The 24,137-nt window shown below is 38.1% G+C and carries 25 protein-coding genes; 11 read left to right on the top strand and 14 right to left on the bottom strand.

Going from position 1 to position 24,137, the window contains the following annotated elements:
• Nucleotides 1-2: 2 nt before the first annotated feature.
• Genes LGQ90_RS13315 through LGQ90_RS13330 form a run of 4 tightly spaced genes read left to right on the top strand, consistent with a single transcriptional unit; the run spans nucleotide 3 to nucleotide 5,210 of the window.
• Complete coding sequence (locus tag LGQ90_RS13315) at nucleotides 3-1,598, top strand: 4Fe-4S binding protein (protein ID WP_229341704.1); 1,596 nt, start codon at nucleotides 3-5, stop codon at nucleotides 1,596-1,598.
• A gap of 49 nt (nucleotides 1,599-1,647) precedes the next feature.
• Nucleotides 1,648-2,352: a glycosyltransferase family 2 protein gene (locus LGQ90_RS13320; RefSeq protein ID WP_229341706.1), complete on the top strand. Its 705-nt coding sequence runs from the start codon at nucleotides 1,648-1,650 to the stop codon at nucleotides 2,350-2,352.
• Nucleotides 2,349-3,815, top strand: coding sequence for a cellulose synthase family protein (locus tag LGQ90_RS13325; protein WP_229341707.1), 1,467 nt, complete (start codon nucleotides 2,349-2,351; stop codon nucleotides 3,813-3,815). The genes LGQ90_RS13320 and LGQ90_RS13325 overlap by 4 nt, the downstream gene beginning before the upstream one ends.
• Before the next feature lie 36 nt (nucleotides 3,816-3,851).
• Nucleotides 3,852-5,210, top strand: a complete 1,359-nt coding sequence (locus LGQ90_RS13330; protein WP_229341708.1) for an MptA/MptB family glycosyltransferase — start codon at nucleotides 3,852-3,854, stop codon at nucleotides 5,208-5,210.
• Here the strand turns inward: LGQ90_RS13330 and LGQ90_RS13335 are convergent.
• From LGQ90_RS13335 to LGQ90_RS13375, 9 genes are all read right to left on the bottom strand, one after another.
• The gene (locus LGQ90_RS13335; protein ID WP_229341709.1) at nucleotides 5,207-5,854 is read right to left on the bottom strand and encodes a lipid-A-disaccharide synthase N-terminal domain-containing protein; all 648 of its coding nucleotides are present in this window, start codon (nucleotides 5,852-5,854) and stop codon (nucleotides 5,207-5,209) included. The two genes, LGQ90_RS13330 and LGQ90_RS13335, sit on opposite strands and share 4 nt — an antisense overlap.
• Complete coding sequence (locus LGQ90_RS13340) at nucleotides 5,854-6,426, bottom strand: hypothetical protein (protein ID WP_229341710.1); 573 nt, start codon at nucleotides 6,424-6,426, stop codon at nucleotides 5,854-5,856. Before LGQ90_RS13340 ends, LGQ90_RS13335 begins: the two co-directional genes overlap by 1 nt.
• Nucleotides 6,427-6,508: 82 nt before the next feature.
• The gene (locus tag LGQ90_RS13345) at nucleotides 6,509-7,480 is read right to left on the bottom strand and encodes a deoxyhypusine synthase family protein (protein WP_229341711.1); all 972 of its coding nucleotides are present in this window, start codon (nucleotides 7,478-7,480) and stop codon (nucleotides 6,509-6,511) included.
• The gene (gene speB, locus LGQ90_RS13350) at nucleotides 7,473-8,348 is read right to left on the bottom strand and encodes an agmatinase (protein ID WP_229341712.1); all 876 of its coding nucleotides are present in this window, start codon (nucleotides 8,346-8,348) and stop codon (nucleotides 7,473-7,475) included. The genes LGQ90_RS13345 and speB overlap by 8 nt, the downstream gene beginning before the upstream one ends.
• A gap of 45 nt (nucleotides 8,349-8,393) precedes the next feature.
• Nucleotides 8,394-9,797, bottom strand: a complete 1,404-nt coding sequence (locus tag LGQ90_RS13355; RefSeq protein ID WP_229341713.1) for an arginine decarboxylase — start codon at nucleotides 9,795-9,797, stop codon at nucleotides 8,394-8,396.
• Between the two features lie 272 nt (nucleotides 9,798-10,069).
• Nucleotides 10,070-10,954, bottom strand: a complete 885-nt coding sequence (locus LGQ90_RS13360; protein ID WP_229341714.1) for a pseudouridine synthase — start codon at nucleotides 10,952-10,954, stop codon at nucleotides 10,070-10,072.
• 80 nt (nucleotides 10,955-11,034) lie between these two features.
• Nucleotides 11,035-11,937 carry a geranylgeranylglycerol-phosphate geranylgeranyltransferase gene (locus tag LGQ90_RS13365; protein WP_229341716.1) on the bottom strand — a complete coding sequence of 301 codons (903 nt, stop codon included), beginning with the start codon at nucleotides 11,935-11,937 and terminating at the stop codon, nucleotides 11,035-11,037.
• A 9-nt stretch (nucleotides 11,938-11,946) separates the two neighbouring features.
• Nucleotides 11,947-12,885 carry a mevalonate kinase family protein gene (locus tag LGQ90_RS13370; protein WP_229341718.1) on the bottom strand — a complete coding sequence of 313 codons (939 nt, stop codon included), beginning with the start codon at nucleotides 12,883-12,885 and terminating at the stop codon, nucleotides 11,947-11,949.
• 49 nt (nucleotides 12,886-12,934) lie between these two features.
• Entirely contained in the window at nucleotides 12,935-14,023 is a 1,089-nt protein-coding gene (locus LGQ90_RS13375) for a diphosphomevalonate decarboxylase (RefSeq protein ID WP_229341720.1), read from the bottom strand.
• A gap of 97 nt (nucleotides 14,024-14,120) precedes the next feature.
• Between LGQ90_RS13375 and LGQ90_RS13380 the strand changes: the two genes are divergently transcribed.
• The gene (locus LGQ90_RS13380) at nucleotides 14,121-14,600 is read left to right on the top strand and encodes a TspO/MBR family protein (RefSeq protein ID WP_229341722.1); all 480 of its coding nucleotides are present in this window, start codon (nucleotides 14,121-14,123) and stop codon (nucleotides 14,598-14,600) included.
• On the opposite strand, the gene LGQ90_RS13385 is transcribed toward LGQ90_RS13380, so the two are convergent.
• On the bottom strand, nucleotides 14,569-15,798 hold the full coding sequence (locus LGQ90_RS13385; protein WP_229341725.1) for a BaiN/RdsA family NAD(P)/FAD-dependent oxidoreductase: 1,230 nt from the start codon (nucleotides 15,796-15,798) through the stop codon (nucleotides 14,569-14,571). The genes LGQ90_RS13380 and LGQ90_RS13385 overlap by 32 nt on opposite strands.
• Nucleotides 15,799-15,858: 60 nt before the next feature.
• A complete protein-coding gene (locus LGQ90_RS13390; protein ID WP_229341727.1) occupies nucleotides 15,859-16,572 on the bottom strand; it encodes a glycerophosphodiester phosphodiesterase in 714 nt (237 codons plus the stop codon).
• 223 nt (nucleotides 16,573-16,795) lie between these two features.
• On the opposite strand from LGQ90_RS13390, the gene LGQ90_RS13395 reads away from it, so the two are divergent.
• From LGQ90_RS13395 to LGQ90_RS13415, 5 genes are read left to right on the top strand one after another with little or no spacing between them, the layout of a single operon-like run.
• Complete coding sequence (locus LGQ90_RS13395; protein ID WP_229341729.1) at nucleotides 16,796-17,644, top strand: SDR family oxidoreductase; 849 nt, start codon at nucleotides 16,796-16,798, stop codon at nucleotides 17,642-17,644.
• Between the two features lie 11 nt (nucleotides 17,645-17,655).
• A complete protein-coding gene (locus LGQ90_RS13400) occupies nucleotides 17,656-18,177 on the top strand; it encodes a DUF421 domain-containing protein (protein ID WP_229341730.1) in 522 nt (173 codons plus the stop codon).
• An 11-nt stretch (nucleotides 18,178-18,188) separates the two neighbouring features.
• The gene (gene gntA, locus LGQ90_RS13405) at nucleotides 18,189-18,878 is read left to right on the top strand and encodes a guanitoxin biosynthesis heme-dependent pre-guanitoxin N-hydroxylase GntA (protein WP_229341731.1); all 690 of its coding nucleotides are present in this window, start codon (nucleotides 18,189-18,191) and stop codon (nucleotides 18,876-18,878) included.
• Nucleotides 18,879-18,882: 4 nt separating this feature from the next.
• Complete coding sequence (locus tag LGQ90_RS13410; RefSeq protein ID WP_229341732.1) at nucleotides 18,883-19,500, top strand: FMN-binding negative transcriptional regulator; 618 nt, start codon at nucleotides 18,883-18,885, stop codon at nucleotides 19,498-19,500.
• Nucleotides 19,501-19,515: 15 nt separating this feature from the next.
• The gene (locus LGQ90_RS13415) at nucleotides 19,516-20,094 is read left to right on the top strand and encodes a DUF1989 domain-containing protein (RefSeq protein WP_229341733.1); all 579 of its coding nucleotides are present in this window, start codon (nucleotides 19,516-19,518) and stop codon (nucleotides 20,092-20,094) included.
• On the opposite strand, the gene LGQ90_RS13420 is transcribed toward LGQ90_RS13415, so the two are convergent.
• Both LGQ90_RS13420 and LGQ90_RS13425 read right to left on the bottom strand, forming a co-directional pair.
• A complete protein-coding gene (locus LGQ90_RS13420) occupies nucleotides 20,095-20,811 on the bottom strand; it encodes a TerC family protein (RefSeq protein ID WP_229341734.1) in 717 nt (238 codons plus the stop codon).
• An 89-nt stretch (nucleotides 20,812-20,900) separates the two neighbouring features.
• Complete coding sequence (locus tag LGQ90_RS13425) at nucleotides 20,901-21,389, bottom strand: hypothetical protein (protein ID WP_229341735.1); 489 nt, start codon at nucleotides 21,387-21,389, stop codon at nucleotides 20,901-20,903.
• A gap of 217 nt (nucleotides 21,390-21,606) precedes the next feature.
• On the opposite strand from LGQ90_RS13425, the gene LGQ90_RS13430 reads away from it, so the two are divergent.
• Complete coding sequence (locus tag LGQ90_RS13430) at nucleotides 21,607-23,364, top strand: SLC13 family permease (RefSeq protein ID WP_229341736.1); 1,758 nt, start codon at nucleotides 21,607-21,609, stop codon at nucleotides 23,362-23,364.
• 17 nt (nucleotides 23,365-23,381) lie between these two features.
• Here LGQ90_RS13430 and LGQ90_RS13435 read toward each other — a convergent pair whose 3' ends face one another.
• The gene (locus LGQ90_RS13435) at nucleotides 23,382-24,035 is read right to left on the bottom strand and encodes a DUF6624 domain-containing protein (RefSeq protein ID WP_229341737.1); all 654 of its coding nucleotides are present in this window, start codon (nucleotides 24,033-24,035) and stop codon (nucleotides 23,382-23,384) included.
• Between the last annotated feature and the right edge of the window lie 102 nt (nucleotides 24,036-24,137).

The raw sequence follows: 24,137 nt of genomic DNA on the forward strand, positions 1-24,137 counted from the left end.
AAATGAGCAGAATTGAACATAATATGTCGCTAACCGGAGACGCTCCAAAAGCGATCAATGCACAACAAAAGATCGCGACCTTTTTAGGAATTTCCGGACTTTTTATTTTACTGCTGGCTTCTTTTAATATTAATTTTCCAAACAAAAGCCTTTGGTTAAGTATATCACTCATCTCCATTTTCGCAGGAATCGTTTGGTTTGCCAGGGCTTCTTACTCAGATAAACATCCCGGAATTAAAAATGACGGGGTTTGGTTCAAATCCATGACCAGCAGAGGTTATCTAGCCTGGCTCGCTGGTATTGCGCTTACTGGATTCTATGTTATACTTTATTTCTATCCGGAATATATAGGTTTAAGGGCTGAAGGTGCCAACACAGGTTTAATTGCCCTCTTTGATCCCTTGAGTAAGTTGTTAAGTGGAAATCCCGCCAGTCAATGGTTCGTGTATGGCACCCTTTATACCATTGCGATCCTGGCCTTTGGAGTAAAGTTCCTCTGGAAATATCGCCATAATCGCTATGAGAAGATCAGGACATTTTCGGTGATGTTCTTTCAAACCGCTTTTGCTTTCCTTATTCCTGAATTTATGGCTCGTTTAAATGGGAAAGGCTTTTCACTTCCATATTATGATCTGAAAAATATATGGCCACTTAATTATTACAATTTTGAACAATATCGTGTCGATGATTTTATTTCTTCCGGCACAATTGGGATTGCGTTATTGCTCTTCGGTATTGCTTCAATTTTTATAATTACCCCTATTTTAACTTATAAATATGGTAAACGCTGGTATTGCAGCTGGGTTTGTGGTTGTGGCGGATTGGCAGAAACTGCCGGAGATCCTTACCGGCATTTATCTGACAAGAGTCAGTTTGCCTGGAAAGTGGAAAGATGGGTGGTGCATAGCGTATTGGTTTTCGTAGTCTTGATGACCACCGCGGTGATCTATTCTTATTTAGGTGAAGATGCTTCCAAATACTGGTTGACCAGGGATGTTTTTCTTATTGGAGTTGGGGTGTTTCTAAGCTTACTTTTTGCCGGGATCTGGTATTTTAAAAGAGAAGAGCTTGAAAAAGATGCCAGGTATGGCGCCATTGGTTATTTGGTGATTACCCTGTCTTTGATCGGGTTTCATTATATGAGTGGTAGTAATCTTTTCCTTTTTAATGCTGAAACTTTGCGTGCTTCATATGGATTTTTGATCGGAGCTATATTTAGTGGAGTAATAGGAACTGGTTTTTATCCCATTTTCGGAAATAGAGTTTGGTGTAGATTTGGCTGCCCAATGGCGGCCATTCTTGGAATGCAGCAAAGATTGTTCTCTAAATTCAGAATTACCACTAATGGCGGACAATGTATTTCCTGCGGAAATTGTTCTACCTATTGTGAAATGGGAATCGATGTAAGAGCCTATGCTCAGAAAGGTCAGAACATCGTTAGATCAAGTTGTGTGGGCTGCGGAATTTGTTCAGCAGTTTGCCCAAGAGGAGTTTTAAAACTCGAAAATGGATCGCAAAAGAACAGGATAGATTCTGAAGATGCTATTCTGGGCGATAATGTAGATCTTCTGGACCTGATCAACCAAAAGAGCAAATAAATTGTAAGGAAATAGCTTATTTTCGCACTTCCTATTTAAATTCTGAATTTTGCATACCCCAGTGCCACCTGTGATCAAGGTAATTATTCCTGCATTTAATGAAGCCGATTCGATTTCTCATGTGATCGGTGATATTCCAGATTTTGTGGGTGAGGTGATCGTGGTAAGCAATAATTCAACCGATGATACGGAGCAAAATGCCAAAAATGCCGGTGCTACGGTGCTTTCTGAAACCCAAAAAGGATATGGTTATGCCTGCTTAAAGGGCATGGACTATATCGCTAAACAGGATCAAAAACCTGATATTATTGTATTTCTTGATGGAGATTATTCAGATTATCCTGAAGAGATGCCTAAGATCCTGGATCCAATTATAAAAGAAAATAAAGATTTTGTAGTTGGAGCAAGAGTTAGTAAGTGGAGAGAAAAAGGTTCCATGACCTTTCCGCAGAGATTCGGAAACAAACTGGCCACTACATTGATGAAATTACTCTTCAATTCCAGGTATACAGATCTGGGTCCTTTTAGAGCTATTAAGTATGAAAAATTACTACAGCTGGAAATGCAGGACAAAACTTATGGCTGGACGGTTGAAATGCAGTTAAAGGCTTTACGACAAAACTTAAGTTATGCTGAGGTGCCGGTACATTACAAAAACAGGATTGGCGTGTCAAAAGTTTCAGGAACAATCAAAGGTGCTATCTTTGCAGGCGTGAAGATTCTTGGTTGGATTTTTAAATATAGTTTTAAATGATAGATTTAGCGGTAATCATACTTTATACTCTAGCCTTACTCGTTATATTCATTTACAGCCTTTCCCAGCTACATTTACTGATCAATTATTTAAGGGCGACCAAAAATACTGACGATGCGGAAAAATTTGATTTTTCGATTCATCAGTTGCCCTTTGTTACTATTCAGCTTCCACTTTACAATGAATATTACGTGGTGGAAAGACTCCTGAAAAATATAGGAAAGATCAACTATCCAAAAGACAAACTGGAAATACAGGTGCTGGATGATTCTACAGATCATTCAGTTGAAAAAACGTCAGAGATTATCAGGGAGCTTCAAAACTCGGGACTTGATATCCAGCATATAAGAAGAGAAAATAGAACCGGGTTTAAAGCCGGAGCTTTAAAAGAAGGTTTGAAAATAGCCAAAGGTGAATTTGTAGCTGTTTTCGATTCAGATTTTGTTCCCGGGAAGAACTGGTTAATGCAAACGCTGCCTTATTTCAAGAATCCGAAAATAGGAGTGGTACAAACCCGCTGGGGTCATCTTAACCGTAACTATTCACTACTTACCAAAATTCAGGCATTTGCACTTGATTTTCATTTTATCCTGGAACAGACCGGAAGGAATTTCGGTCGGAATTTTATCAATTTCAATGGGACAGCAGGGATCTGGCGAAAAGAATGTATCCTCGATGCCGGGAACTGGAGTGGAGATACGTTAACTGAAGATCTTGACCTTAGTTATCGGGCCCAGATGAAAAACTGGGAATTCAAATATCTGGAGAATGTGGAAACTCCCGCTGAACTACCAGTTGTAATAAGCGCTGCAAGGAGTCAGCAGTTTCGATGGAATAAGGGAGCGGCGGAGAATTTCAGAAAGAATTACGGAAAACTATTTAGAGACAGGTCAGTTTCATTTAGTACAAAATTCCATGGTTTTTTTCATTTGTTGAATTCCAGTATGTTTTTGATCGTACTCTTACTGGCAGTGCTAAGTGTTCCTGTTTTATATATTAAAAATAATAATCCGGCATTTTCATGGTATTTTAATGTGCTTGCTGGTTTTGCAATAAGTACCTTGATCTTCTTTGCCTGTTATTATGTGGCTTATGCGAAGATCCACGGGAAAGGAATTAAAAGCTTTTTCAAATTTGTAGGAATGTTCATCACTTTCTTTTCTATTGCGATGGGTTTTTCAGTTCATAATACTCTCGCCGTATTAGAAGGTCATTTTGGAAAGAAATCTGAATTTATCAGGACGCCAAAATTTAATATTAGTTCGATCAAGGATTCCTGGAAAGGGAATAGTTACTTGACCAATCGTTTTTCAAAAAATGTGATCATTGAAGGGCTTTTGTTCCTTTATTTTGGTTTTGCCATCTGGAGTGCTTTCCAACTAAATGATTTCGGTCTGTTAATCTTTCATTTAATGCTGTTCACGGGATTCGGCTTTGTTTTCTTTAAAAGTCTGAGAGCATAAATTTTTTTACTTTAGCGGAAAGCCTATTGCTCTTAAATGGATATAAAACTGTTTAAACTTTATAAGATTCCAATTTTGCTGGCACTTTCATGTGCCCTTTTTTATTTCTCTTTTGGATATGGATTGGAACGCACAGACTTTTTTAGACTCATCACTTTATATGGAGCTGTTTGCTTTCTGAGTTTTAAACTGATCCAGCTGCTTAAAACAGATCTGCGCTTTCTTATTGCCCTGGCTATAATATTTCGGATGATCTTTTTATTAGCCTTGCCTAATCTTTCCCAGGATTACTTCAGGTTTATCTGGGATGGACGCTTAATAGCCGAGGGCTGGAATCCCTATCAGTATATTCCAAATGAGCTTATTGAAATTCAAAATTTCAGTATTTCTCAGTCTAGAGAATTGATTGCGGGAATGGGAAGGTTAAGTGCGAGACACTATTCAAATTATCCTCCATTGAACCAGTTGATATTTGCCATTTCCGGCTGGATTTCTTCTTCGAGTATTTTAGGATCGGTGGTTATTTTGAGATTAGTAATAATTCTGGCCGATATCGGGACACTGATTTTTGGTAGAAAGTTACTCAAGTCGATGGACTTACCTGAGTACCAGATATTCTGGTATATCCTTAATCCTTTTGTGATCATAGAAATGACCGGAAATCTCCATTTTGAATCGGTGATGGTATTCTTTCTAGTTCTTTCTATTTATTTATTACATAAAGGGAAGTGGTTTTGGAGTTCGGTTTTGCTTGGATTATCTGTTTCTATAAAACTATTACCACTGATTTTTCTACCCTTGCTATTCAGGTATTTCAATGGCGCCAAAGAGAAATTGAACTTCTGGAAACTCTTGTTTTATTACTTTCTGTGTATTTCTACGGTACTGGTGTCATTTCTTCCATTTCATTCTGCGGAAGTGGTTTCGAATTTCTTTAGTAGTGTAGGTTTATGGTTCGGGAAATTTGAATTCAATGCCAGTATTTATTATATCATAAGGTGGGTAGGATTTCAGGTAAAGGGATATAATATCATTGAAACCGTAGGTAAGGTTCTTCCAGTTATTACAGTTTTAATTATTCTGGGATTAAGCTTCTTTAGGAAATATCAAAATACAAAACAGCTATTAATCAATATGCTTTTTGCGATCACAGCATATTTGCTGCTTTCCACGACGGTTCATCCATGGTATCTGGCAATTCCGTTATTTTTAAGCGTGTTTACAGAGTTGAAGTATGTAATTGTGTGGAGCGTTCTGGTTATGCTCACTTATTACGCTTATTCCAATCCTGAGTACCAGGAGAGTTTGTGGCTGGTGGCATTGGAATATATTGCGGTCCTCAGCTTTATGATAGTTGAATTGAAAACCAGAAATGAAGCTCAAATTACTTCCTAAGATTTTATTTTTTCACCTACCTGAGCATCTGAATTTTTTAAAAGATACATATCCCTCATATAAATAATTGCGCCAAAGAAATGCGCTGCGATTAGAACAGGGTCCTGCCTGAATATTCCGTAGGTGAAGAGCAGGGAAGAACCTATAAGACTCAAAATCCAGAACCCCATAGGTAGCGAGGATTCCTGAGTCTGTTCAGAATGATACCATTGATAGAAAAATCTTGAGGTATAAATTATCTGGGCTAAAATTCCCAAAGCAATCAGCCATCCTGAGATGTTTTCAGAAGTAAATAGATCAGACCATTTTAAGGTTCCGAAGAAGATGATATACGCGGTTATTCCAATGGGGAAAGCAATGATCAAAATTTTAAAAAGGAGATTTCTTTTGTGCCACTCATCCATTAGGCTGAGGTTACGCCAGTAAATACCATAGATCAAAAACTGTCCGAGCATAATTGCCAGGTCTTCACGCAGATATCCATAGGTAAAAAGCAGGATGGAAGCGAGCAAACTGAGTTTCCAGAAAAGTACCGGTGTTTCAACTTTTTTAGATTTTTCAGAAAGGAACCATTGCGAGATGAGCCTGGCCGAAAATAATAATTGAGCTAAAAATCCAATAGCAAAAATTGGCCAGTTCTCCATTAGTTGATGTTATCGATTCGTTTTAAAATTTTTTTCAAACTTTTTTTAAGCATGGTATTGGCATCTACCGCAAATGAAAAATCCATGGAATCATCCCGGTCATTTAAAAAAGCTCTTACGTTTGTATAGAAAATGGTTCCCGGATTATTAAGATCGAAAATTTCTAATGCTACGAAGGTTTCATTTTTCGCTGAAGGATCAAGATTTCCAATTTGCATGGACCCGATATTATCATTTTTCACATTTGCATTCACATTGATAAGGTAATCAAATTCGCCGGTAGACTTAGCAATCTGACCTATCAATTCGGTATCAGGGTTTTCTGGAATTTTCGTGGGGAATATTGAAATAGGAGCATTTTCTGCCAGGACGGTATTGGTAGGCAATTTATCAAGCAGCATATCCTGAAATTCTATTCTCACCGCTTCTGGAGCATTTATATAATTCACTAAATATTCTCCTTCTATAGCATTAAAATTATTAGATGAATTTCCTGAAAATGTATAACTCGGAGTATGGCAGGAGCTGAGAGAAAGCAAAATTACAATAGATAGCAGTAGTAATCTTTTCATAAAGGGGGTAATAAAAAAAGCTGTTCAATATTAATCATTTGAAAATACTGAACAGCTTTAACTTAAGGTAATTATTTGTTAATTACATATCCAGCAGATATGCAAAAACAAGGGGGGCAACTATGGTTGCGTCACTTTCAATAATATGCTTGGGAGTATTAATATCTAATTTACCCCAGGTGATCTTTTCGTTAGGAACTGCTCCCGAATATGAGCCATAACTGGTAGTTGAATCTGAAATCTGGCAGAAGTAACTCCAGAAAGGAGTGTCTGTTCTTTCCATGTCCTGATACAACATTGGTACCACGCAAATTGGGAAATCACCGGCAATACCTCCACCAATCTGGAAGAATCCAATTCCATCCTTAGAATTTTCAGTATACCAGTCGGCAAGGAACGTCATGTATTCAATTCCAGACTTCATCGTACTGGCTTTCAATTCACCTTTCATTACATAAGAGGCGAAAATATTTCCAAGTGTAGAATCTTCCCATCCAGGAACCACCATGGGTAGGTTCTTTTCGGCTGCCGCATACATCCATGAATCCTTTAGGTCTATCTCGTAATGCTCTTCCATCACTCCGCTTAATAAAAGCTTATGCAGGAATTCATGCGGGAAATAACGTTCTCCTTTGTCTTCAGCATCTTTCCAGATCTTGAAAATATGCTCCTGAATTCTTCTAAAAGCTTCTTCTTCGGGAATACAGGTATCGGTTACCCGGTTCAGTCCTTTTTCCAATAGGTCCCATTCATCCTGCGGAGTAAGATCGCGGTAATTAGGAACTCTTTTATAATGTGAGTGTGCTACGAGGTTCATCACATCTTCTTCCAGGTTTGCCCCGGTACAGGAGATGATATGGACTTTATCCTGACGGATCATTTCAGCAAATATCTTCCCGATCTCTGCAGTACTCATCGCACCGGCGAGGGAGACCAGCATTTTAGATCCGTTCTCTAATTGTTTTTCATAATCTTTTGCAGCATCAACAAGTGCAGCTGCATTAAAATGTAAATAATACTTTTCAATAAATTGTGATATCTGTCCTTTACTCATCTTCGTCTTCTTCGTTGAAATTTTGGTATTTGAATTTGTAGCTCAACATTTTGTAATAAAGTTTTGCCGCCAGGAAATCTGATGATTTCTCATTTTTATCCGGGCAAAGTTCTACAATGTCAAATCCTACTACATTTTTCTTCTTGAACATCATTTTCAGGAATTCCAGGGTCTCATACCAGAACAATCCTCCCGGTTCCGGAGTTCCTGTAGAAGGCATAATGCTTGGATCAAAAGCATCAAGATCTATCGTAATAAATACGTTGGGCGTCATTTGTCCAATAGCATCATCCTGCCAGTCTTCGTATAGGTCATGAGCAAAATATACCTGATTTTCGTCCATATGATCGTTTTCTGAAACATCCATAGAACGAATTCCTATCTGTATCAGGTTGGTAGTTTTACTGGCTTCATGTAAAGCACATGCATGATTACAACTAGAGCCTTCATATTCCGGTCTAAGATCGGCATGGGCATCTAATTGTACAACAGTAAGATCTTCAAAAGACTCGTTAAAGGCTTTGATGCTACCAATAGAGATCGAATGTTCGCCCCCAAATAAAGTGACGAACTTGTCCTGTTTAATGTAGTTCTTGGTAGTTTTATAAACTGCTTCCACCATTTTTTCCGGAGAAGAATCTTCGGTAACAGGAGGTGCCAGGTAAATACCTTGTCTATACACCTCGCTTCGGGTCTCAATATCGAACAGCTCCATATTTTCGGAGGCATTCAAAAATGCATCAGGGCCTCTATCGGCACCTTTTTGCCAGGTACTGGTCCCATCATAGGGAACAGGAATCAATACCACCTTTGCTTCGTCTATACGAGCGTATTTATCGGGTATCCCGGCATAATTCTTTTTGCTCATGGCTTATTAAATTGATTAGTTAGTTGATTTTTAAAGTTATAAAAATTAATTGTTTCTGTCATAACCCAAAATGCTCAGCATATCTTCAGAATTTTGCTGCTCACTGAACAAGCGGGTAGTTATTTCACCATTATCATCCCTGTCTATTAGAATATGCTTTGGCTGGGGGATTAAGCAGTGTTGTAATCCGCCAAACCCACCAATAGTATCCTGATATGCTCCGGTATTAAAGAAACCTATATAAAGTGGTTTTTCTTTTTTGAATTTAGGGAGATAGATGGCATTTGTATGTTGTTCTGAATTATAGTAATCGTCACTATCGCAGGTTAAACCGCCTAAAAGAACTCTTTCATATTCATCATTCCAGCGATTCACAGCCAGCATCACAAATTTCTTGCTGATCGCCCAGGTGTCTGGCAAGGTCGTTATAAAAGATGAATTGATCATATTCCATTTTTCACGATCGTTCTGCTGTTTCTGGTATAAAACTTCATAAATGGCACCACCGCTTTCTCCAACAGTAAAACTTCCAAATTCGGTAAAGATATTTGGTACATCTACTTCAGCTTCTTCACAGGTAAGCTTGATCTGGTTAATGATCTCGTCAACCATATATGCATAATCATATTCAAAGGCCAGGGAGTTTTTGATCGGGAATCCACCGCCGATATTCAGACTGTCCAGATGTGGTGCGACTCTTTTAAGAGCTATATATACCTTTAAACATTTATTCAACTCGTTCCAGTAATAGGCGGTATCGCGAATTCCGGTATTGATGAAAAAGTGAAGCATTTTCAATTCTACCTGATCGTTATCTTTTATTTGTTTGTTATAAAACGGAACGATATTTTTATAGCCTATTCCCAATCTTGAGGTATAAAATTCGAATTTTGGTTCTTCTTCAGAAGCAATACGAATCCCCACCTGGAATTTATCATTGATCTTTTCTGAAAGCAGCTCTAGTTCTTCATAATTGTCAATAACCGGAAGACAGTTTTTATGCCCCCCATTAAGTAACCTGCTTATATTATCTACATATTGATCTCTTTTGAAGCCGTTGCAAATCACCCAGCGGTCATCTGAAATTTTACCCGCTTTTTTCAGTTTTTCAACAATATTGATGTCGAAGGCGGAAGAAGTTTCAATATGAATATCATTCTTTAATGCTTCATTTAAAACATGTTCAAAATGAGAGCTCTTTGTGCAGTAACAATAGTTGTAGGTACCTTTATAATCATGTTTTTTAATGGCTGAGTTGAACCAGCCTTTAGCACGGTTGATATTATGAGATATCTTCGGCAGGTAGGTAAACTTTAGAGGAGCCCGATATTTCTTTACCAATTCCATAAGGTCTATATCGTGGAATTTTAATTCTGCTCCTTCCAGGGTGAATTCTTCCTGCGGGAAGTAATAAGTTTGGTCAATTAGATCGCTGTACTTAGTGTTCAATTTCTTAAAATTATTTAAGGCTAAAAATTAGAGAATAATTTATAGGGTCAAAAGAATCGACTGGTAAATTAATGTTAAGAATAAAATCAGGGAATCCAGATACCAAATTACTTAGTTGATGATATCCTTGAAGATTGACTGCTGAAATGACTTCAGCCTTAAAAATAGAAATCCTGTTCAATTACATAAAAATCGAAAAAGCTGACGTTCCAGCTTCGGTTTTTGACATGGTAAATGTATAAAAAAACAGGATGAAAATCCTAAAAAAAATATTAATGCATCCCAAGGTTAATCACCTCTTGCTGAGTAAGATTACGGTGTCTTCCACGAGCTAGATCTTTCTTGGTAAGTCCGCCAAAAACCACACGATCTAAACTTTCCACTTCGTAGCCCAAACTTTTGAAAATGCGGGTTACAATATGCTCTTTAATACTGTAAAGTTCTATACCTACTTCATTATGAGGTTTATCATCAATAAAGCTAATACTGGTGATAAGTACTTTAGATCCTTCAATATAAACACCTTTAGCAATGTTCTCCAGATCTTCTTTACTGAGGTTCTTATTTAAAGTAACCTGGTAAATTTGTCTGATTCCGTTTTTAGGTTTAGCCAGTTTTTTGGCTAAAGTACCATCATTGGTAAAAAGCAAAAGGCCTTTGGCCTGGTTATCCAATCTTCCAACAGGACTAACTTTTGCACTGGTAGCTCTGGAAATAAGTTCCATAACCGTTCTTCCACCTTTTTCAGGATTACCGGTTACGAAGAATCCGGCTGGTTTATTAAGTAAGATGTATTCTGGTTTTTCCGGATTCAGTCTTCTTCCGTCAAAGCGCACATCGTCTTCCAGCTTTACTCGGTATCCCATCTCGGTGATGGTTTTGCCATTTACAGTAACGTTTCCTGCTGAAATATACATATCGGCATCACGACGGGAACAAACTCCGGAATTAGCGATGTACTTATTAAGGCGAATTCCTTCAGTATTAGACAACGGACTCTTCTCCATTTTAGGTTTTATGGGTGCATTTCCGCGGGCATGAGATTTTTTCATGGATCCACCGCCCTGTCTTCCGCTTTGCTTTCCACCTGAAGTTCTATCACCTCTGCTACCTGATGGTCTGTTATTCTTGCCTGAAGATCTGTCGTTCCTACTCATCGCTTAATTTTTTGCAAAGATACATTATCCACAATGAGGAAGCCAAGTATTTGAGAAAAGTTTTAGACTGAGCGGTTTACCTAAAAAACACGTTGTAGCACTTCATCAAAATCTATCAATAGAATTCCAAAAACACCTGCAACAATAATGAGTTTAAGGATGTTGTGAAGTAAAAGATATTGCCATTTGGCTTTGCTGAAATAAAGCATCAGAAGAAAAACGATGAGCAATAAAAAAGATGCGTAGAAGTAATAATTCATATAGCCTGTTTCAAATCTTGTGACCAGAAGATAGATTGGGAAAATGGCCAATACCGTACAAACTGCCAGAAAGAATTTGCTCCATTTCTCACCATAGACTAGTGGAATGGTATGATAATTCTGAACCAGATCTCCCTGCATGTTTTCCAGATCCTTTACCAATTCACGCATTACGATCATTAAATAGAGAAAAGTAGCGTGTATGAAAATTACAGTTTCAAAATTTTTATAGTAAACAAATATTATAAAAAACGGAGTGATCGTAAGGATCGATGCCACCAGGTTTCCAAGGAATAAAATCCTTTTAAGCCGATGAGAGTATAACCAGATCACGAAAATGTAGATCGAAAAGAAAACAACGGCGCGGAAAGAAACATAACTAGCGAAAAATATCGCCGCGAAATTTAGAATAAAATATACCGAAAGTTTCGTGCGCTGACTTACAATTCTATCCAGCATGGTTTTTTTAGGCCTGTTAATGAGGTCTTTCTCGCTGTCGTAGAAATTATTAATGATGTATCCTGAAGCTATAACACTTGAAGATGCTAAGATTAAAAAGAAAAGATTAGCGTCAAAAAATATTTCTCTTAGGGGTTTGTCGTGGGCAAGGATAAAAGCCGAAGTAAGATACTGAGCTATGACCACCACCAGAATATTATAACCCCTCACTACAGAAAAAAGGCTGAATATCTTCAGTAGCAAGCGCTTGTTGGCAGTAGACATAAGCAGTTTTTAGAAGTTGTATACTACTTCTAAATTATAATCTTTCAATGCTTTTCTGGCTTTGTCTATATCTTCGGTAAATCCAAGGATATAACCACCACCACCGGAACCACAAAGTTTTAAATAATAATCGTTAGTTTCGATTCCGTTTTTCCAGAGTTTATGGAATTTAGCCGGAATCATAGGTTTGAAATTATCCAGAACAGTATGAGAAAGTTTCTTAACGTTAGTGAATAAAGATTTCACATCTCCTTTTAAGAAATCATCTACACAGGCATCGGTTTGTTTTACGAACTGATCTTTCAGCATTTTTCTGAAAGGTTCCTGTTTCATGTTTTCCATAAAGATACTTACCATGGGCGCAGTGTCTCCTGTGATACCGCTATCCAGTAAAAATACAGCCCCGGTACCGTTTTCAGTTTGAGAAGGAATTCCGGCAGGCTCGATATTTTCTTTTGAATTAATAAGAATTGGAATACTTAAATATGAATTAAGCGGGTCCAGACCTGAAGATTTACCGTGGAAAAAAGATTCCATTTCGCCAAAGATCTTTTTCAGCTTTAATAATTTATCCCGGGTTAAATTCTCAAGAACGGTGATCTTATCATTTGCATATTTATCATAAATAGCTGCGACCAGGGCACCACTACTGCCAACTCCGTAACCCTGAGGGATACTTGAGTCAAAATACATTCCGTTAGAAATATCGTTTCTTAAAGAATCCAGGTCAAATTGAACCAATTCAGGATTGTTTTCCTGAAGTGCTTCCAGATATGCGGTGAACTTTCGAAGGTTCTCATTAGATTTCTTAGCCTCTTCTCCTAGATCTTCGTCCAGTTTAAGTGCACCATTATAAAAATTATAAGGTATGGATAAACCCTTGGAATCTTTAATGATCCCATACTCTCCAAAGAGAAGGATTTTCGAGTAAAATAGAGGTCCTTTCATAAGCTTCTTAGATTCTTTCAGGTAATAAAGGGCTGAAAACTAAATAAATTTACAATTTTTTTGCGCCATCACCAACCTGGTCGCAAATATAGTGTCCGTTTTGACAATATACAACTAACTCATTCTTAATGAATTCTAAAATTTCAGTCCTGTGATTATCAGGGTATAGAACATGCACGTTTGCGCCTGCGTCCAGGGTGAAACAAACCGGTATTCCGGTCTTTTCTCTATAAGACCATATTTTGTTGATGATCTCCAGTGTATTTGGTTTCATCAAAATAAAATACGGCTGGCTGCTCATCATCATGGCGTGAAGGCTTAGCGCTTCACTTTCCACAATTTTAATGAATTCTGAAAGATCCCCAGATTCTAATACCGGGATCAATTTACTCAAATTATCTTCAGCCTGTTTAAAACGTACTTCTGCAAAGGGATGCCCGTGCATCAAATCATGACCCACCGTGCTACTTACCTGTTTTTCCCCTTTATCTACCAGGAGGATGCTATCCTGATAATTTTTGAAAATCTCGTGCACCTGATAAGGGAATTTTTCTCCGTATAGATCAGTCGAATTTTTAATATTTTCATGTTCTCCCCAAACAACTAAAGGTCCTTCAATACTTCGGCTGGCACTTCCCGAACCAAGTCTGGCCAGAAAAGAAGCTTTTTTATTAAAATATGCTTCTTCGATATCCGGAAATATTTCTCTTTCCAGACTCATAACGCAAAGTGCAAGAGCGCTCATTCCGCTTGCAGATGAAGCTATACCGCTGCTGTGTGGAAATGAATTTTCACTATAGATCTCAAACTGGTATTCTTTTAAATACGGGCAGTAAGTTTCTATTCGCTCAAAAAACTTAAGGATCTTTGGTTTGAAATCTTCTTTTTCTTTTCCTTCAAAAAAGAATTTAAAGTCGAAACTGTCTTTAGTTGAAATCTCTTTTTTGGGTGAGAATTTCAAGGTAGTGGTACTGCGACAATGATCTAAAGTAAAACTGATAGATGGATTGGCTGGGATCTGGTTTTCCAGTTTCCCCCAATATTTCACTAAGGCAATATTACTGGGAGATTGCCAGGTAACCTCACCCGATGTAGCTTTTTTTTCTTCCTGAAAGGGAATAAAATCCTGTTGGGTCATCCTCAAAAATTTTTGCCAAAGTTAAACTTTTATGTGCTGTATTCTTGCCTAAACAATTCAAATAAATTGCTACTTTAGTGAATCAAACCGGCCAATAATGACTAAAAAACTGTTCATAAGAAGTTCTTTAGCGGTGTTTGTATGTCTCATCTTCGGTTTTATGGGAGCTGTGGCCACACAAACCGGTATTGCTAGTTGGTATCCGGGTCTTGAAAAACCCTGGTTCCATATAGAAGAAGATCTTTTCAGTTCTATCTGGATCCTTATGTATGTTTTAATGGGAATTGCTGCAGGAATAGTATGGAGCAAAGGTTTTTACCACAAATGGGTAAAAACAGGCTTATATCATTTCGGATTTCAACTTTTCCTGAACGGATTCTGGTTTCTTCTTTTTTTCGCTCTTCAAAAACCTTTGATCGCCTTAATAGATATAATCATTCTTTTTATCGTGATTCTTTTTACAATACGCTGGTTTAAAATTGTAAGTGTTCCTGCCGCGTATCTTTTAGTTCCTTATGCTGTATGGGTGCTTTTTGCGATCGCTTTTAATTTTGAGATCTGGCGTTTGAACTCATAGCTTTTGCTGCTAAAAATCCCCCGGTCCATGCATTCTGAAAATTAAAACCTCCCGTAATAGCGTCGATATTTAAAATTTCCCCGGCAAAATAGAGGCCGGGATGAAACTTGCTTTCAAAGCTTTTAAAATCCACTTCCTTAAGATCTATTCCGCCGGCAGTGACAAATTCCTCTTTAAAAGTGCTTTTCCCGGTAACTTTAAATTCTGCGGAAGTAAGTTCTTCAGACAGCTTCTTAAGCTCATCTTTATTCAAATCTGCCCATTTCGCATCACCCTTGATCTTTGAAGTTTCTACCATACTTTGCCAGAGCCGTTTTGGAAGTTCAAACTGAGGTCTGGTGGAAACCTGCTGTTTTGAAAGTGAAAATTTCAATTCTTTAAGCTCTTCTAAAATTTCTGCTGAAGTCTTTCCCGGAATCCAGTTCACCTGAATATTAAAATTATAATTTAAATCATTGAGTTGTCTCGCTCCCCAGGCCGATAATTTTAAAATTCCGGGGCCACTCATTCCCCAGTGGGTAATTAAAAGCGGACCGGAACTTTCCAGGTTTTCATGAGGAATTTTTACTTCGGAATCTAAAGCAATTCCCGCAAGCCCTTTAATTCTCTTATCCTCAATATTAAATGTAAATAGGGAAGGTACCGCTGGAACAATGCTATGCCCCATATTTTTCAGTAAGTTCCATACTTTGGAATTGCTGCCGGTGGCTAGCATAAGCTGTTTTGATTTGAAACTTCCCGAATTTGTTTCTATTTCCCAGTAATCATTTACTTTATTAAAATTTTTAAGGCTATGTCCCTTTTGAATCTCAATATTCAGTCTTTTGCATTCTTTTATAAAGCAGTCTATAATAGTTTGTGAGCTGTCGGTCAACGGAAACATTCGACCATCTTCCTCGGTTTTTAATTCAATTCCGCGATCTTCGAACCAGGCAATGGTGTCGCCGGTCATAAATTTATGAAAAGGACCACGGAGTTCTTTTTCTCCGCGAGGATAGCGTTTTATCAGTTCAGCAGGAATAAATTCGGCATGAGTTACATTGCATCTACCACCCCCGGAAACCCTAACCTTGGTTAGCACCTCTTTTCCGCGTTCTAGAATAAGGATTTTCAGGCCGGGATTATTTTCCGCAGCATTTATAGCCGTAAAAAATCCCGCTGCGCCACCGCCAACAATTATAATATCGAATGTATCCAACCTTTGCTTATTTATAGAATGGCAAAAATAGGCAGATAATAAGGAAGTGAGAAAATTTGTTTAGGCTTTGAGGTTCAGAACAGGATTATGCAGGCGGTTAGGATAATCTGAAATTATCCCATCCACACCAAAATCTATCATTCGCTGAATATCTTCCCGCTCGTTAACGGTCCAGACATTCACCTTAAAACCAGCATCCTGACTGAGTTTAGTGTTGTCCCGAGTGATTATCCCCAGTGACGGATGAATAGCCCAGGCATTAAGGCGTTTGCCTAATTCAATCGCTTCAGGGACACTTGCTTTGCTTAGTACGGCAATAGGCAGGTGATCATCATTATCGCGAACCTTGAAGAGTTCATTTTTCTGAAAACTCGAAATAATAAAATCTGAATATTTCCAGTTTCCGGAAGCAACTTTTTCTTTTATGAGTTTACAAACGGGTTCAGCGGTGTCAAGACCTTTTAGTTCAATGTTGATGTCACATTTACCTTCAATAAAGTCTAATACCTCGGTAAGCAAAGGAATTTTATAATGACCTTCAACTTTCAATTTCCGTATTACATCTGCAGATTTTTTGGCGATCTCCCCGCTGCCATCGGTGGTGCGGTCCAAAGTAAAATCATGAATGACCCACAGCTCCCCACTGGCACATTTGTGAACATCAATTTCAATGGCATCAATCCCAATATCTAATGCTTTCTGAATACTTTCCAGGGTGTTTTCAGCAATGTGACCTTTCGCGCCCCGGTGGCCTATTTTTAGAAAATCGTTCATATTCAAATTTATTCAAATAATTCATTCGACCTATTTTTTAACTCGAGCACTTAAAAACAAGAAGATTTGCAAAGGCTTAAGACTGCTTAACATTTATTTTGCGCAAAAGCTTTGTAATTTACCGATTATTCAAAAAAATCACAGGGAGATATTCCATCTGAAAAGATGCAATCTGGAAATTATAGTCGAGTAGTCATTAGATATTTTATTTAAAATTATACGTATGAGCAAGCCTGAAAAATTTCCTGAGCAGGAACAGCGTCAACCCGGAGATGAATTTAAGATGTTCCCGGCACCGGAGATTATTCGGGATGGCTATAAAGGAAGTGATAAGTTAAAAGGTAGGAATGCCCTTATCACTGGCGGCGATAGCGGAATAGGTCGAAGTGTGGCTGTACATTTTGCCCGGGAAGGTGCAAATGTCGCCATCGTTTACCTGGAAGAGGAAGAAGATGCACTGGAAACAAAGAAACTGGTGGAAGCTGAAGGTCAAAAATGCCTTGTAATCGAAGGCGATCTTAAAGAAGAAGATTTTTGTAAATCATCTATACAAAAGCTAATTGAAGAATTAGGAAGTCTGGACATCTTGGTGAACAATGCTGCGATGCAATTTCCAAAGGGAAAAGTGGAAGAGATTACTTCAGAACAATTCCGGGAAACATTTAAAACTAACATCTATCCTTATTTCTATATTGTTAAGGCTGCTCTTGAGCATTTAAAAGAATCTTCTGTAATTATTAATACCACTTCGGTTACAGCTTACCGGGGGAGCGAACATCTACTGGACTATTCCAGTACCAAGGGGGCTATAGTGAGCTTTACCCGTTCTCTTTCAAAAATGCTTGTGAAAAGAGGGATACGTGTTAATGCCATTGCGCCGGGACCTATCTGGACCCCGCTAATCCCTTCAACTTTTGATGATATTTCAGACTTCGGCAAAGATGTGCCCATGGAAAGAGCAGGACAGCCCAGTGAAGTAGGGCCGGCTTATGTGTTTCTGGCCAGTAGGGACAGTAGCTATATTACAGGGCAGGTTATACATATTAATGGAGGAGAAATAATAGGCGGCTAAATAAATTGAATATGGAAAAATGGTTTGTATTTAAAGAAATAGATCTTTTGGCAATAGTACTCACTGCATGTGGTATATATCTGGCGGTCATCATTTTTACCAGGCTGGCAGGGAAAAGAAGCTTTTCTAAAATGTCCAGTTTTGACTTTGCTATGACTGTAGCTGTTGGTTCTATGATTGCTACGACTGTGCTTTCAAAAAGTGTTAGCCTTTGGGATGGCATCATTGGTCTTGGGGCTGTTTATATTTTACAAATAGGAGTGGCACTGCTTAGACGCTTTAAGCCGGTGCAAAAGGTGGTAGATAATACACCATTGCTTCTAATGGATGGGACCAATATTTTACATGAAAATCTCAGGAAAGCCCGGGTAAGTGAAGGGGATCTTAGATCTAAATTACGGGAAGCCAATGTAATTAGATTGAAGGAAGTGCGGGCAGTGATCTTTGAAGCCACGGGAGACATTTCTGTTATGCATACAGAAGACGCGAATGAAGAACTTGAAGATTGGTTAATGAAAGATGTAGAAAGATAAAAGAATATAAAATGCAAATAACAGATACAAAGAAAAGACGCATTTTCAATGCAGATCATGCAAAGATCAAAATGGATTTTGAGAATTTTATACTTGAAAATGACCATCCGTGCTTAATGGCGAAAACAGTTTTTAGCATGGATAAAGTGGAACTGAAAACGTATAAGGAGTTTGGGTCTTTAGAATCTTCAAAAAGATTAATAAAAGACCTTGAAAATTATATTGCCGATTATGATTTTGAATCGAATGATTTTAAAACATTTATGGCTGTATTTCCTGATTCTCCCAAATATTCCGAAATTGCTTTTGAAAAATTGCTATGGAAGCAATTAAATAATTTGCATCAACTTGATAATAAGAAATGGGATCCTGAGGTTAGTGAGAATCCTGAAGATAAGAACTTCAGTTTTAGCCTTGGAGGAAAAGCCTTTTATATAGTGGGTTTACATCCTAACTCTTCCCGGCTTGCCAGACAAAGTCCATACGTCACCCTCACTTTTAATTTGCACTTGCAATTTGAAAAACTAAGGGAAATGGGAAGTTATGAAACGGTTAGAGACAGAATTCGTGAAAGAGATACTAATCTTCAGGGAAATATAAACCCTATGCTGGAGGATTTCGGAAAATCCAGTGAAGCAAAACAATATAGTGGCAGAAATGTAGGAAAGGAATGGAAATGTCCTTTTCACAACAATAACTAATTAAATGTACAGACCCTCGAAGTACCGGAAAGATAACAAGGAATTTATTTTTTCATTTATCCAAAATCATCCTTTTGCGACTTTTATTCTGAAAGGTGAAAACCTTCTGGGAACTCATATTCCCGTTCTTATAGAAGGAGATCCAAATAACTGGCAATTGTATGCTCATATTGCCAGGCACAATGAGCAACTGCAATATCTAAAAGATGGAGCCGAAGCGCTGGTGATCTTTCATGGAGCAAATGCCTATGTTTCTTCTTCATGGTATAAAGAAAAAGATATAAGTACCTGGGATTATTCTGCCGTTCATGTAAATGCCAGGATAAGACTACAATCGAGGGAAGAGCTGGAAAATTCATTGCAAAAACTGGTAAGTCGTTTTGAAAGAGATCAGGAAAATCCACTTTATTATAAAGATCTGCCCGATAAAATGTTAGAAGAACATATCCCCTTAATAACTGGGTTCTGGTTGGAGCCATTTAAAGTAGAAGGTATCGCAAAATTACATCAGGGCTATGGCAAGGAAGATATAGAACGTACGGTAAACAAGCTAAAAAATTCTGAAAACACCAATGATAAGGAAGTTTCAGAAGCAATAAAAAAAGAGAACAGGATCGATTAGGTCAAAATTCAAAATATGGAAATAATCAAGAAGCAAAGCGGAGCTGCTTTTACAATTAAAAAAGGTCAGTTGCTTAAGGTAATAGATCCGCAAGGCGAGCAGGTAAGCGATATGGTGCTGTTTAATGCCGGCGACAAACGGGAAAAGATTTCCAGCGGAAAAACCCTGGATTTTGAAGAAAATATTTTGATCACCAAAGGGGACTTTCTCTGGAGCAACCGCAGCAATAAGATGATGGAGATCCTGGAAGATACCAACGGGAGAAATGATTTTCTTTTGGCTCCCTGTAGTCCTGAAACTTTCAAGATCATGTATAAGAATGATAAATACCATCCAAGCTGTTTTGAAAACCTTTACACCAACCTGGCAAAATTCGATATTGAGCCGGATGATATTCCCACAGCCTTCAATATTTTCATGAATGTTCAGTTTGATCTGAACGGAAAAATAAGCGTGGATCCCCCGTTAAGCAAAGCCGGAGACTATGTGCTTATGGAAGCAAAAATGGATCTAATTGTTGGACTCACTGCGTGCTCTGCTGAAGACAGCAATGGAGGTAGTTTTAAGCCGATACATTATGAGATCCTGAACTGATCAATTCTTTTTTCGATATCTCATATTCAGCATTTCTATAGCTAATGAGAAAAATACCGCAAAATAGATATATCCTTTTGGCACGTGATAATGTGCACCTTCTACGATAAGCATTACCCCAATTAGTATTAAAAATGACAGCGCAAGTATTTGTATGGTAGGATGCTCATTTACGAATTCACCTACGGGTTTTGCAAATATCATCATCACAATGATGGCTACTATAACAGCGATGACCATTAGAATTACCTGGTCTGTAAGTCCCACGGCAGTTAAGATAGAGTCAAAAGAAAATACAAGATCCAGGAGCACGATCTGGATTATGGCAGAACTAAAAGACATAGTGCTAGTAGGTTTTCCACCATTTTCTGCAGTAGCTTGTTGACCCTCTACTTTATGATGGATCTCCAGGGTACTTTTTACCAATAGAAATATTCCCCCTGCAACCAAGATAATATCTCGCCAGCTCAATTCAAAATCTGCTATCGTTATTACCGGTTCGGTCAGTCCAATAATCCAGGTAATACTAAGTAGTAGAAGAATTCTCATTACCAGGGCTATGGTTAAACCACCTAATCTGGCTTTTTTCTGATTTTCTGCCGGAACCTTTCCGGCTACCAGAGAAATAAAAATGATGTTATCTATCCCCAGTACGATCTCTAAAAAAGTTAATGTTAATAAGGCTACCCAGGTATCGGGTTGTAAGAATATTTCCATAATTAGCTAGTTGGCAAAGCCCCAAAATTATACAAAAATTGATTAGCTCAAGTTAAATTTTTGACAAAGCCAGGAGGAGAAAACTCATTTTAATCAGGAAAACCGAATTTATAACTAATGCCTCCATAAACCGAAACCTGAAAAAAATCATAGTCTGTTCGCCAGCGGGATTCTCCGCGCAAATAAATAAAGAATTTTGAAAAGTGAAATTCTATTCTGGTGTTAAGTGCAAGTGAGGGAAAGACTTTCCAGGGTCTTCTAATAAATGAAAGCGAGATATCGGCAACAGGGACCAGTATTTTACCAGGCCGGAAAACATAACCCGGATTCAAGCCGGCAGATTCATAACGAATCGCCGAGAAATTCTCATAATACGCCAGGATACTAAATCCAGCATTTCGGTATCCAATACTATAAGTGCCATCAAAAGCAGCATCATTCACGGTACCGCCAAAAATGGCATTCCTAATATCCACACCGGTACTAACAAAAAAATAATCTTCTTCTTTAGTAAGCCAGGATTGTGAAAAGGCATGTAAGGGGACGCACATAAGCACCAAAAAGAACATCTTTTTCATTCATAGTATTCTAAACAGTAAGGAGAACTCGTTCTTAATTTACACTTATAAAGTTTTGATTACTGGTGGGATATGAAGATAGTGAGAATAGGTTGAGCTTTTCTATACTTTAGATATAATTTAATGGAGATCATGGTTTGAATTGAAATATAAATCTTTTAAATCTCAGGTGTTATTCTATTTTAATTATATTTAATTCCCTTCTAATTACGTAATTATGGAAATAGCGATTGTTATAGGTTTGCTCGTTGTAGCCATAATTCTTTTCGCGACGGAAGCTTTTTCTGTAGATGTTGTAACGATAGGTTTGCTGGTAATCTTAAGTCTAACCGGGATTCTTTCCCCCTCAGAAGCTTTTGCGGGATTCAGCAGTGATTTTATGATCATTCTGGCTTCGATTTTTGTTATATCCGGAGCTTTATCTGAAACCGGCTTACTGGATAAACTGGGTTCGAAATTGATAAAAGGCATAAAAAGCAGGTCCTTATTTATAGCTTATACCATGCTTATTACCGGCTCATTTTCAGCCTTTATGAATAATACCACGGTTACTGCATTGGTCACCGGCCCGGTGGTGGGAATGTGCCGAAAGTTGAAAATAAGTCCCTCAAAGGTGCTTATACCTGTGGCTTATTCCTCTATTCTGGGAGGCACCTGTACTCTTATTGGTACTTCTACCAATGTCGCTGTGAGTGGATATATTGCGTCGGTAGGCCTGGAACCCCTGCATTTTTTTGAAATTATCTGGATAGGTCTTATCCTCTCTGTGGTAGGAATAGGTTTTATGCTTATTTTCTGGAAAAAGATTCTTCCAGATCGGCAGGAAGGCAGTTTTACTGAAGAATATAAAATAAAACAATACCTGTCTGAGATAGTAATTCCACAGGGATCTTCCCTTATTGGGCAGCAGGCATTTTTATCTGATCTGTCTAAATGGGAGGTGAAAATTATCAAGATCATAAGGGGAAAGGAAGAAATTATCCCGAATTCTTCCACCATTCTGAAGCCGGAGGATATACTGCTGGTAGAATGCAAAATGGAAGATCTTATTAAAGTAAAGGAGCATACAGGCTTGAATGTTCGTGCAGATACCATAGGAACCAAAGATATACAGAGTGATAAAATACGTCTTATGGAAGTTTTGATCACCCCCGGTTCCAGGCTTTTGGATCATAGTCTTAAAGAAACCCGGTTCAGGCAAAATTATGACCTGGTGGTTCTTGCCATCCATCGATTTGACGGAATGGTATCGCAGAAAATAGGAAGTCTTAAACTGAAAATAGGAGATGTACTGCTGGTACAGGGAACTGAGGAAACTTTAAATTCTATTAGAAACTCCACCGAATTTTCGGTGCTGGAAGATTTCAGGGTAAATATGTTCAAGGAACGAAAAGGGATCTTTTCTGCCCTTATTTTCCTGCTAGCAATAATTGCCGGTTCGCTAGAACTGGTTCCGCTTTCCATAGCATTTCTCACCGCCGCACTGGCAACGGTAGTGAGTGGAGCGCTGCACGTAGAGCGTGCCTATGAGATCATGAACTGGAAACTCCTTATCTTAATTGGTGGGATGAGCGCCTTTGGAACGGCCATGCATAATTCCGGTGCTTCAGAATTTCTGGCGAACAGTATCATCGGGCTGCTGGGCGGGCTGGGTACTATCTGGGTACTTGCCGGCTTTGTGATCCTGGTGATCCTACTTACCCAGCCCATGTCTAATGCCGCTGCTGCACTGGTAATCCTCCCTGTAGCCATGGATGCTGCAGAAATACTTCAGGCAGATCCGCGTACTTTTGCCATAGCCATCATGCTGGGAGCTTCTGTTTCACTTATTACCCCTTTTGAACCTTCATGTATTCTCGTCTATGGTCCCGGAAAATATAAGTTTATGGATTTTATTAAGGCAGGTGTTCCTTTAACCATCATTCTGCTCGCAATTATCCTTGTACTTGTACCTGTATTCTGGCCTTTAGAATAGTGCTTGCTGAATTAAAACTATTTAGATTTCTCTTCTATCAATTTTTTAATTTCCGGTAGATCGTGGTAATAAGTTTCTAAACTCCAGTCCATTTGAAAGGATTGCTTTAGGTAGACCTGCATGGGAGGTAAACCCACTTCAGCCCTTAGACTGTCAATTTTTTCAGGATTTTGAAGAGGCTGAACATATTTTTTTCCAGACTGGGAATCTATAAAAACCTGACTGCCATAAATTTGCTCTTTTCCTTCACGTAAATTAATACGATCCTTTAATAATGCTAAGTTGCTGGGCAAAGTTTTATTTTCTTCTACAGCATTTTTTATAATTGGCAAATACTGTTTTTGGGTTTGTAGATCGGCATGTTGGATCACTAAAAATATGGTTTGATTTGCCTGCATATTTAAATTATCTGGCCAGCCATTATCCAGAATAGACTTTACCTGAATTAAATTTAAAGAATCCTGTTTTTTCATTTTTTCAACTAAAAGCTGGAATTCGTCAGATTTCATCTTTCCTTCTTGTTGAAGCTTGATAAGTTCAAAACGAATCTCCTGGTCACTCTTCCAAATCGAATTTAAAGTAGTTTCTATCGTGTCTGAAGTACTGGATTGAGCAAGCATGGAGTTTATGGAGAATAATAAAATACTTAGAATACAGACTCTTTTAAACATATTGATGGTTTTAATTATGAATTATACTAAAACAACGATCTGGAAAGTACTCTGTTACAGATTTATTATACTAGGAGGCCTAATTGTCTGGAATTAATATAC

Origin of the sequence: Christiangramia sediminis (genome assembly GCF_020552705.1) — a bacterium.
Classification (GTDB): Bacteria; Bacteroidota; Bacteroidia; order Flavobacteriales; family Flavobacteriaceae; genus Christiangramia; species Christiangramia sediminis.

Excerpts from the sequence above, each read along its gene's own strand:
- LGQ90_RS13315 (WP_229341704.1), top strand. The coding sequence starts at position 3 with ATGAGCAGAATTGAACATAATATGTCGCTAACCGGAGACGCTCCAAAA.
- LGQ90_RS13325 (WP_229341707.1), top strand. The coding sequence starts at position 2,349 with ATGATAGATTTAGCGGTAATCATACTTTATACTCTAGCCTTACTCGTT.
- LGQ90_RS13330 (WP_229341708.1), top strand. The coding sequence starts at position 3,852 with ATGGATATAAAACTGTTTAAACTTTATAAGATTCCAATTTTGCTGGCA.
- LGQ90_RS13335 (WP_229341709.1), bottom strand. The coding sequence starts at position 5,854 with ATGGAGAACTGGCCAATTTTTGCTATTGGATTTTTAGCTCAATTATTA.
- LGQ90_RS13340 (WP_229341710.1), bottom strand. The coding sequence starts at position 6,426 with ATGAAAAGATTACTACTGCTATCTATTGTAATTTTGCTTTCTCTCAGC.
- LGQ90_RS13345 (WP_229341711.1), bottom strand. The coding sequence starts at position 7,480 with ATGAGTAAAGGACAGATATCACAATTTATTGAAAAGTATTATTTACAT.
- speB (WP_229341712.1), bottom strand. The coding sequence starts at position 8,348 with ATGAGCAAAAAGAATTATGCCGGGATACCCGATAAATACGCTCGTATA.
- LGQ90_RS13360 (WP_229341714.1), bottom strand. The coding sequence starts at position 10,954 with ATGAGTAGGAACGACAGATCTTCAGGCAAGAATAACAGACCATCAGGT.
- LGQ90_RS13365 (WP_229341716.1), bottom strand. The coding sequence starts at position 11,937 with ATGTCTACTGCCAACAAGCGCTTGCTACTGAAGATATTCAGCCTTTTT.
- LGQ90_RS13370 (WP_229341718.1), bottom strand. The coding sequence starts at position 12,885 with ATGAAAGGACCTCTATTTTACTCGAAAATCCTTCTCTTTGGAGAGTAT.
- LGQ90_RS13375 (WP_229341720.1), bottom strand. The coding sequence starts at position 14,023 with ATGACCCAACAGGATTTTATTCCCTTTCAGGAAGAAAAAAAAGCTACA.
- LGQ90_RS13380 (WP_229341722.1), top strand. The coding sequence starts at position 14,121 with ATGACTAAAAAACTGTTCATAAGAAGTTCTTTAGCGGTGTTTGTATGT.
- LGQ90_RS13390 (WP_229341727.1), bottom strand. The coding sequence starts at position 16,572 with ATGAACGATTTTCTAAAAATAGGCCACCGGGGCGCGAAAGGTCACATT.
- LGQ90_RS13395 (WP_229341729.1), top strand. The coding sequence starts at position 16,796 with ATGAGCAAGCCTGAAAAATTTCCTGAGCAGGAACAGCGTCAACCCGGA.
- LGQ90_RS13400 (WP_229341730.1), top strand. The coding sequence starts at position 17,656 with ATGGAAAAATGGTTTGTATTTAAAGAAATAGATCTTTTGGCAATAGTA.
- gntA (WP_229341731.1), top strand. The coding sequence starts at position 18,189 with ATGCAAATAACAGATACAAAGAAAAGACGCATTTTCAATGCAGATCAT.
- LGQ90_RS13410 (WP_229341732.1), top strand. The coding sequence starts at position 18,883 with ATGTACAGACCCTCGAAGTACCGGAAAGATAACAAGGAATTTATTTTT.
- LGQ90_RS13415 (WP_229341733.1), top strand. The coding sequence starts at position 19,516 with ATGGAAATAATCAAGAAGCAAAGCGGAGCTGCTTTTACAATTAAAAAA.
- LGQ90_RS13420 (WP_229341734.1), bottom strand. The coding sequence starts at position 20,811 with ATGGAAATATTCTTACAACCCGATACCTGGGTAGCCTTATTAACATTA.
- LGQ90_RS13425 (WP_229341735.1), bottom strand. The coding sequence starts at position 21,389 with ATGAAAAAGATGTTCTTTTTGGTGCTTATGTGCGTCCCCTTACATGCC.
- LGQ90_RS13430 (WP_229341736.1), top strand. The coding sequence starts at position 21,607 with ATGGAAATAGCGATTGTTATAGGTTTGCTCGTTGTAGCCATAATTCTT.
- LGQ90_RS13435 (WP_229341737.1), bottom strand. The coding sequence starts at position 24,035 with ATGTTTAAAAGAGTCTGTATTCTAAGTATTTTATTATTCTCCATAAAC.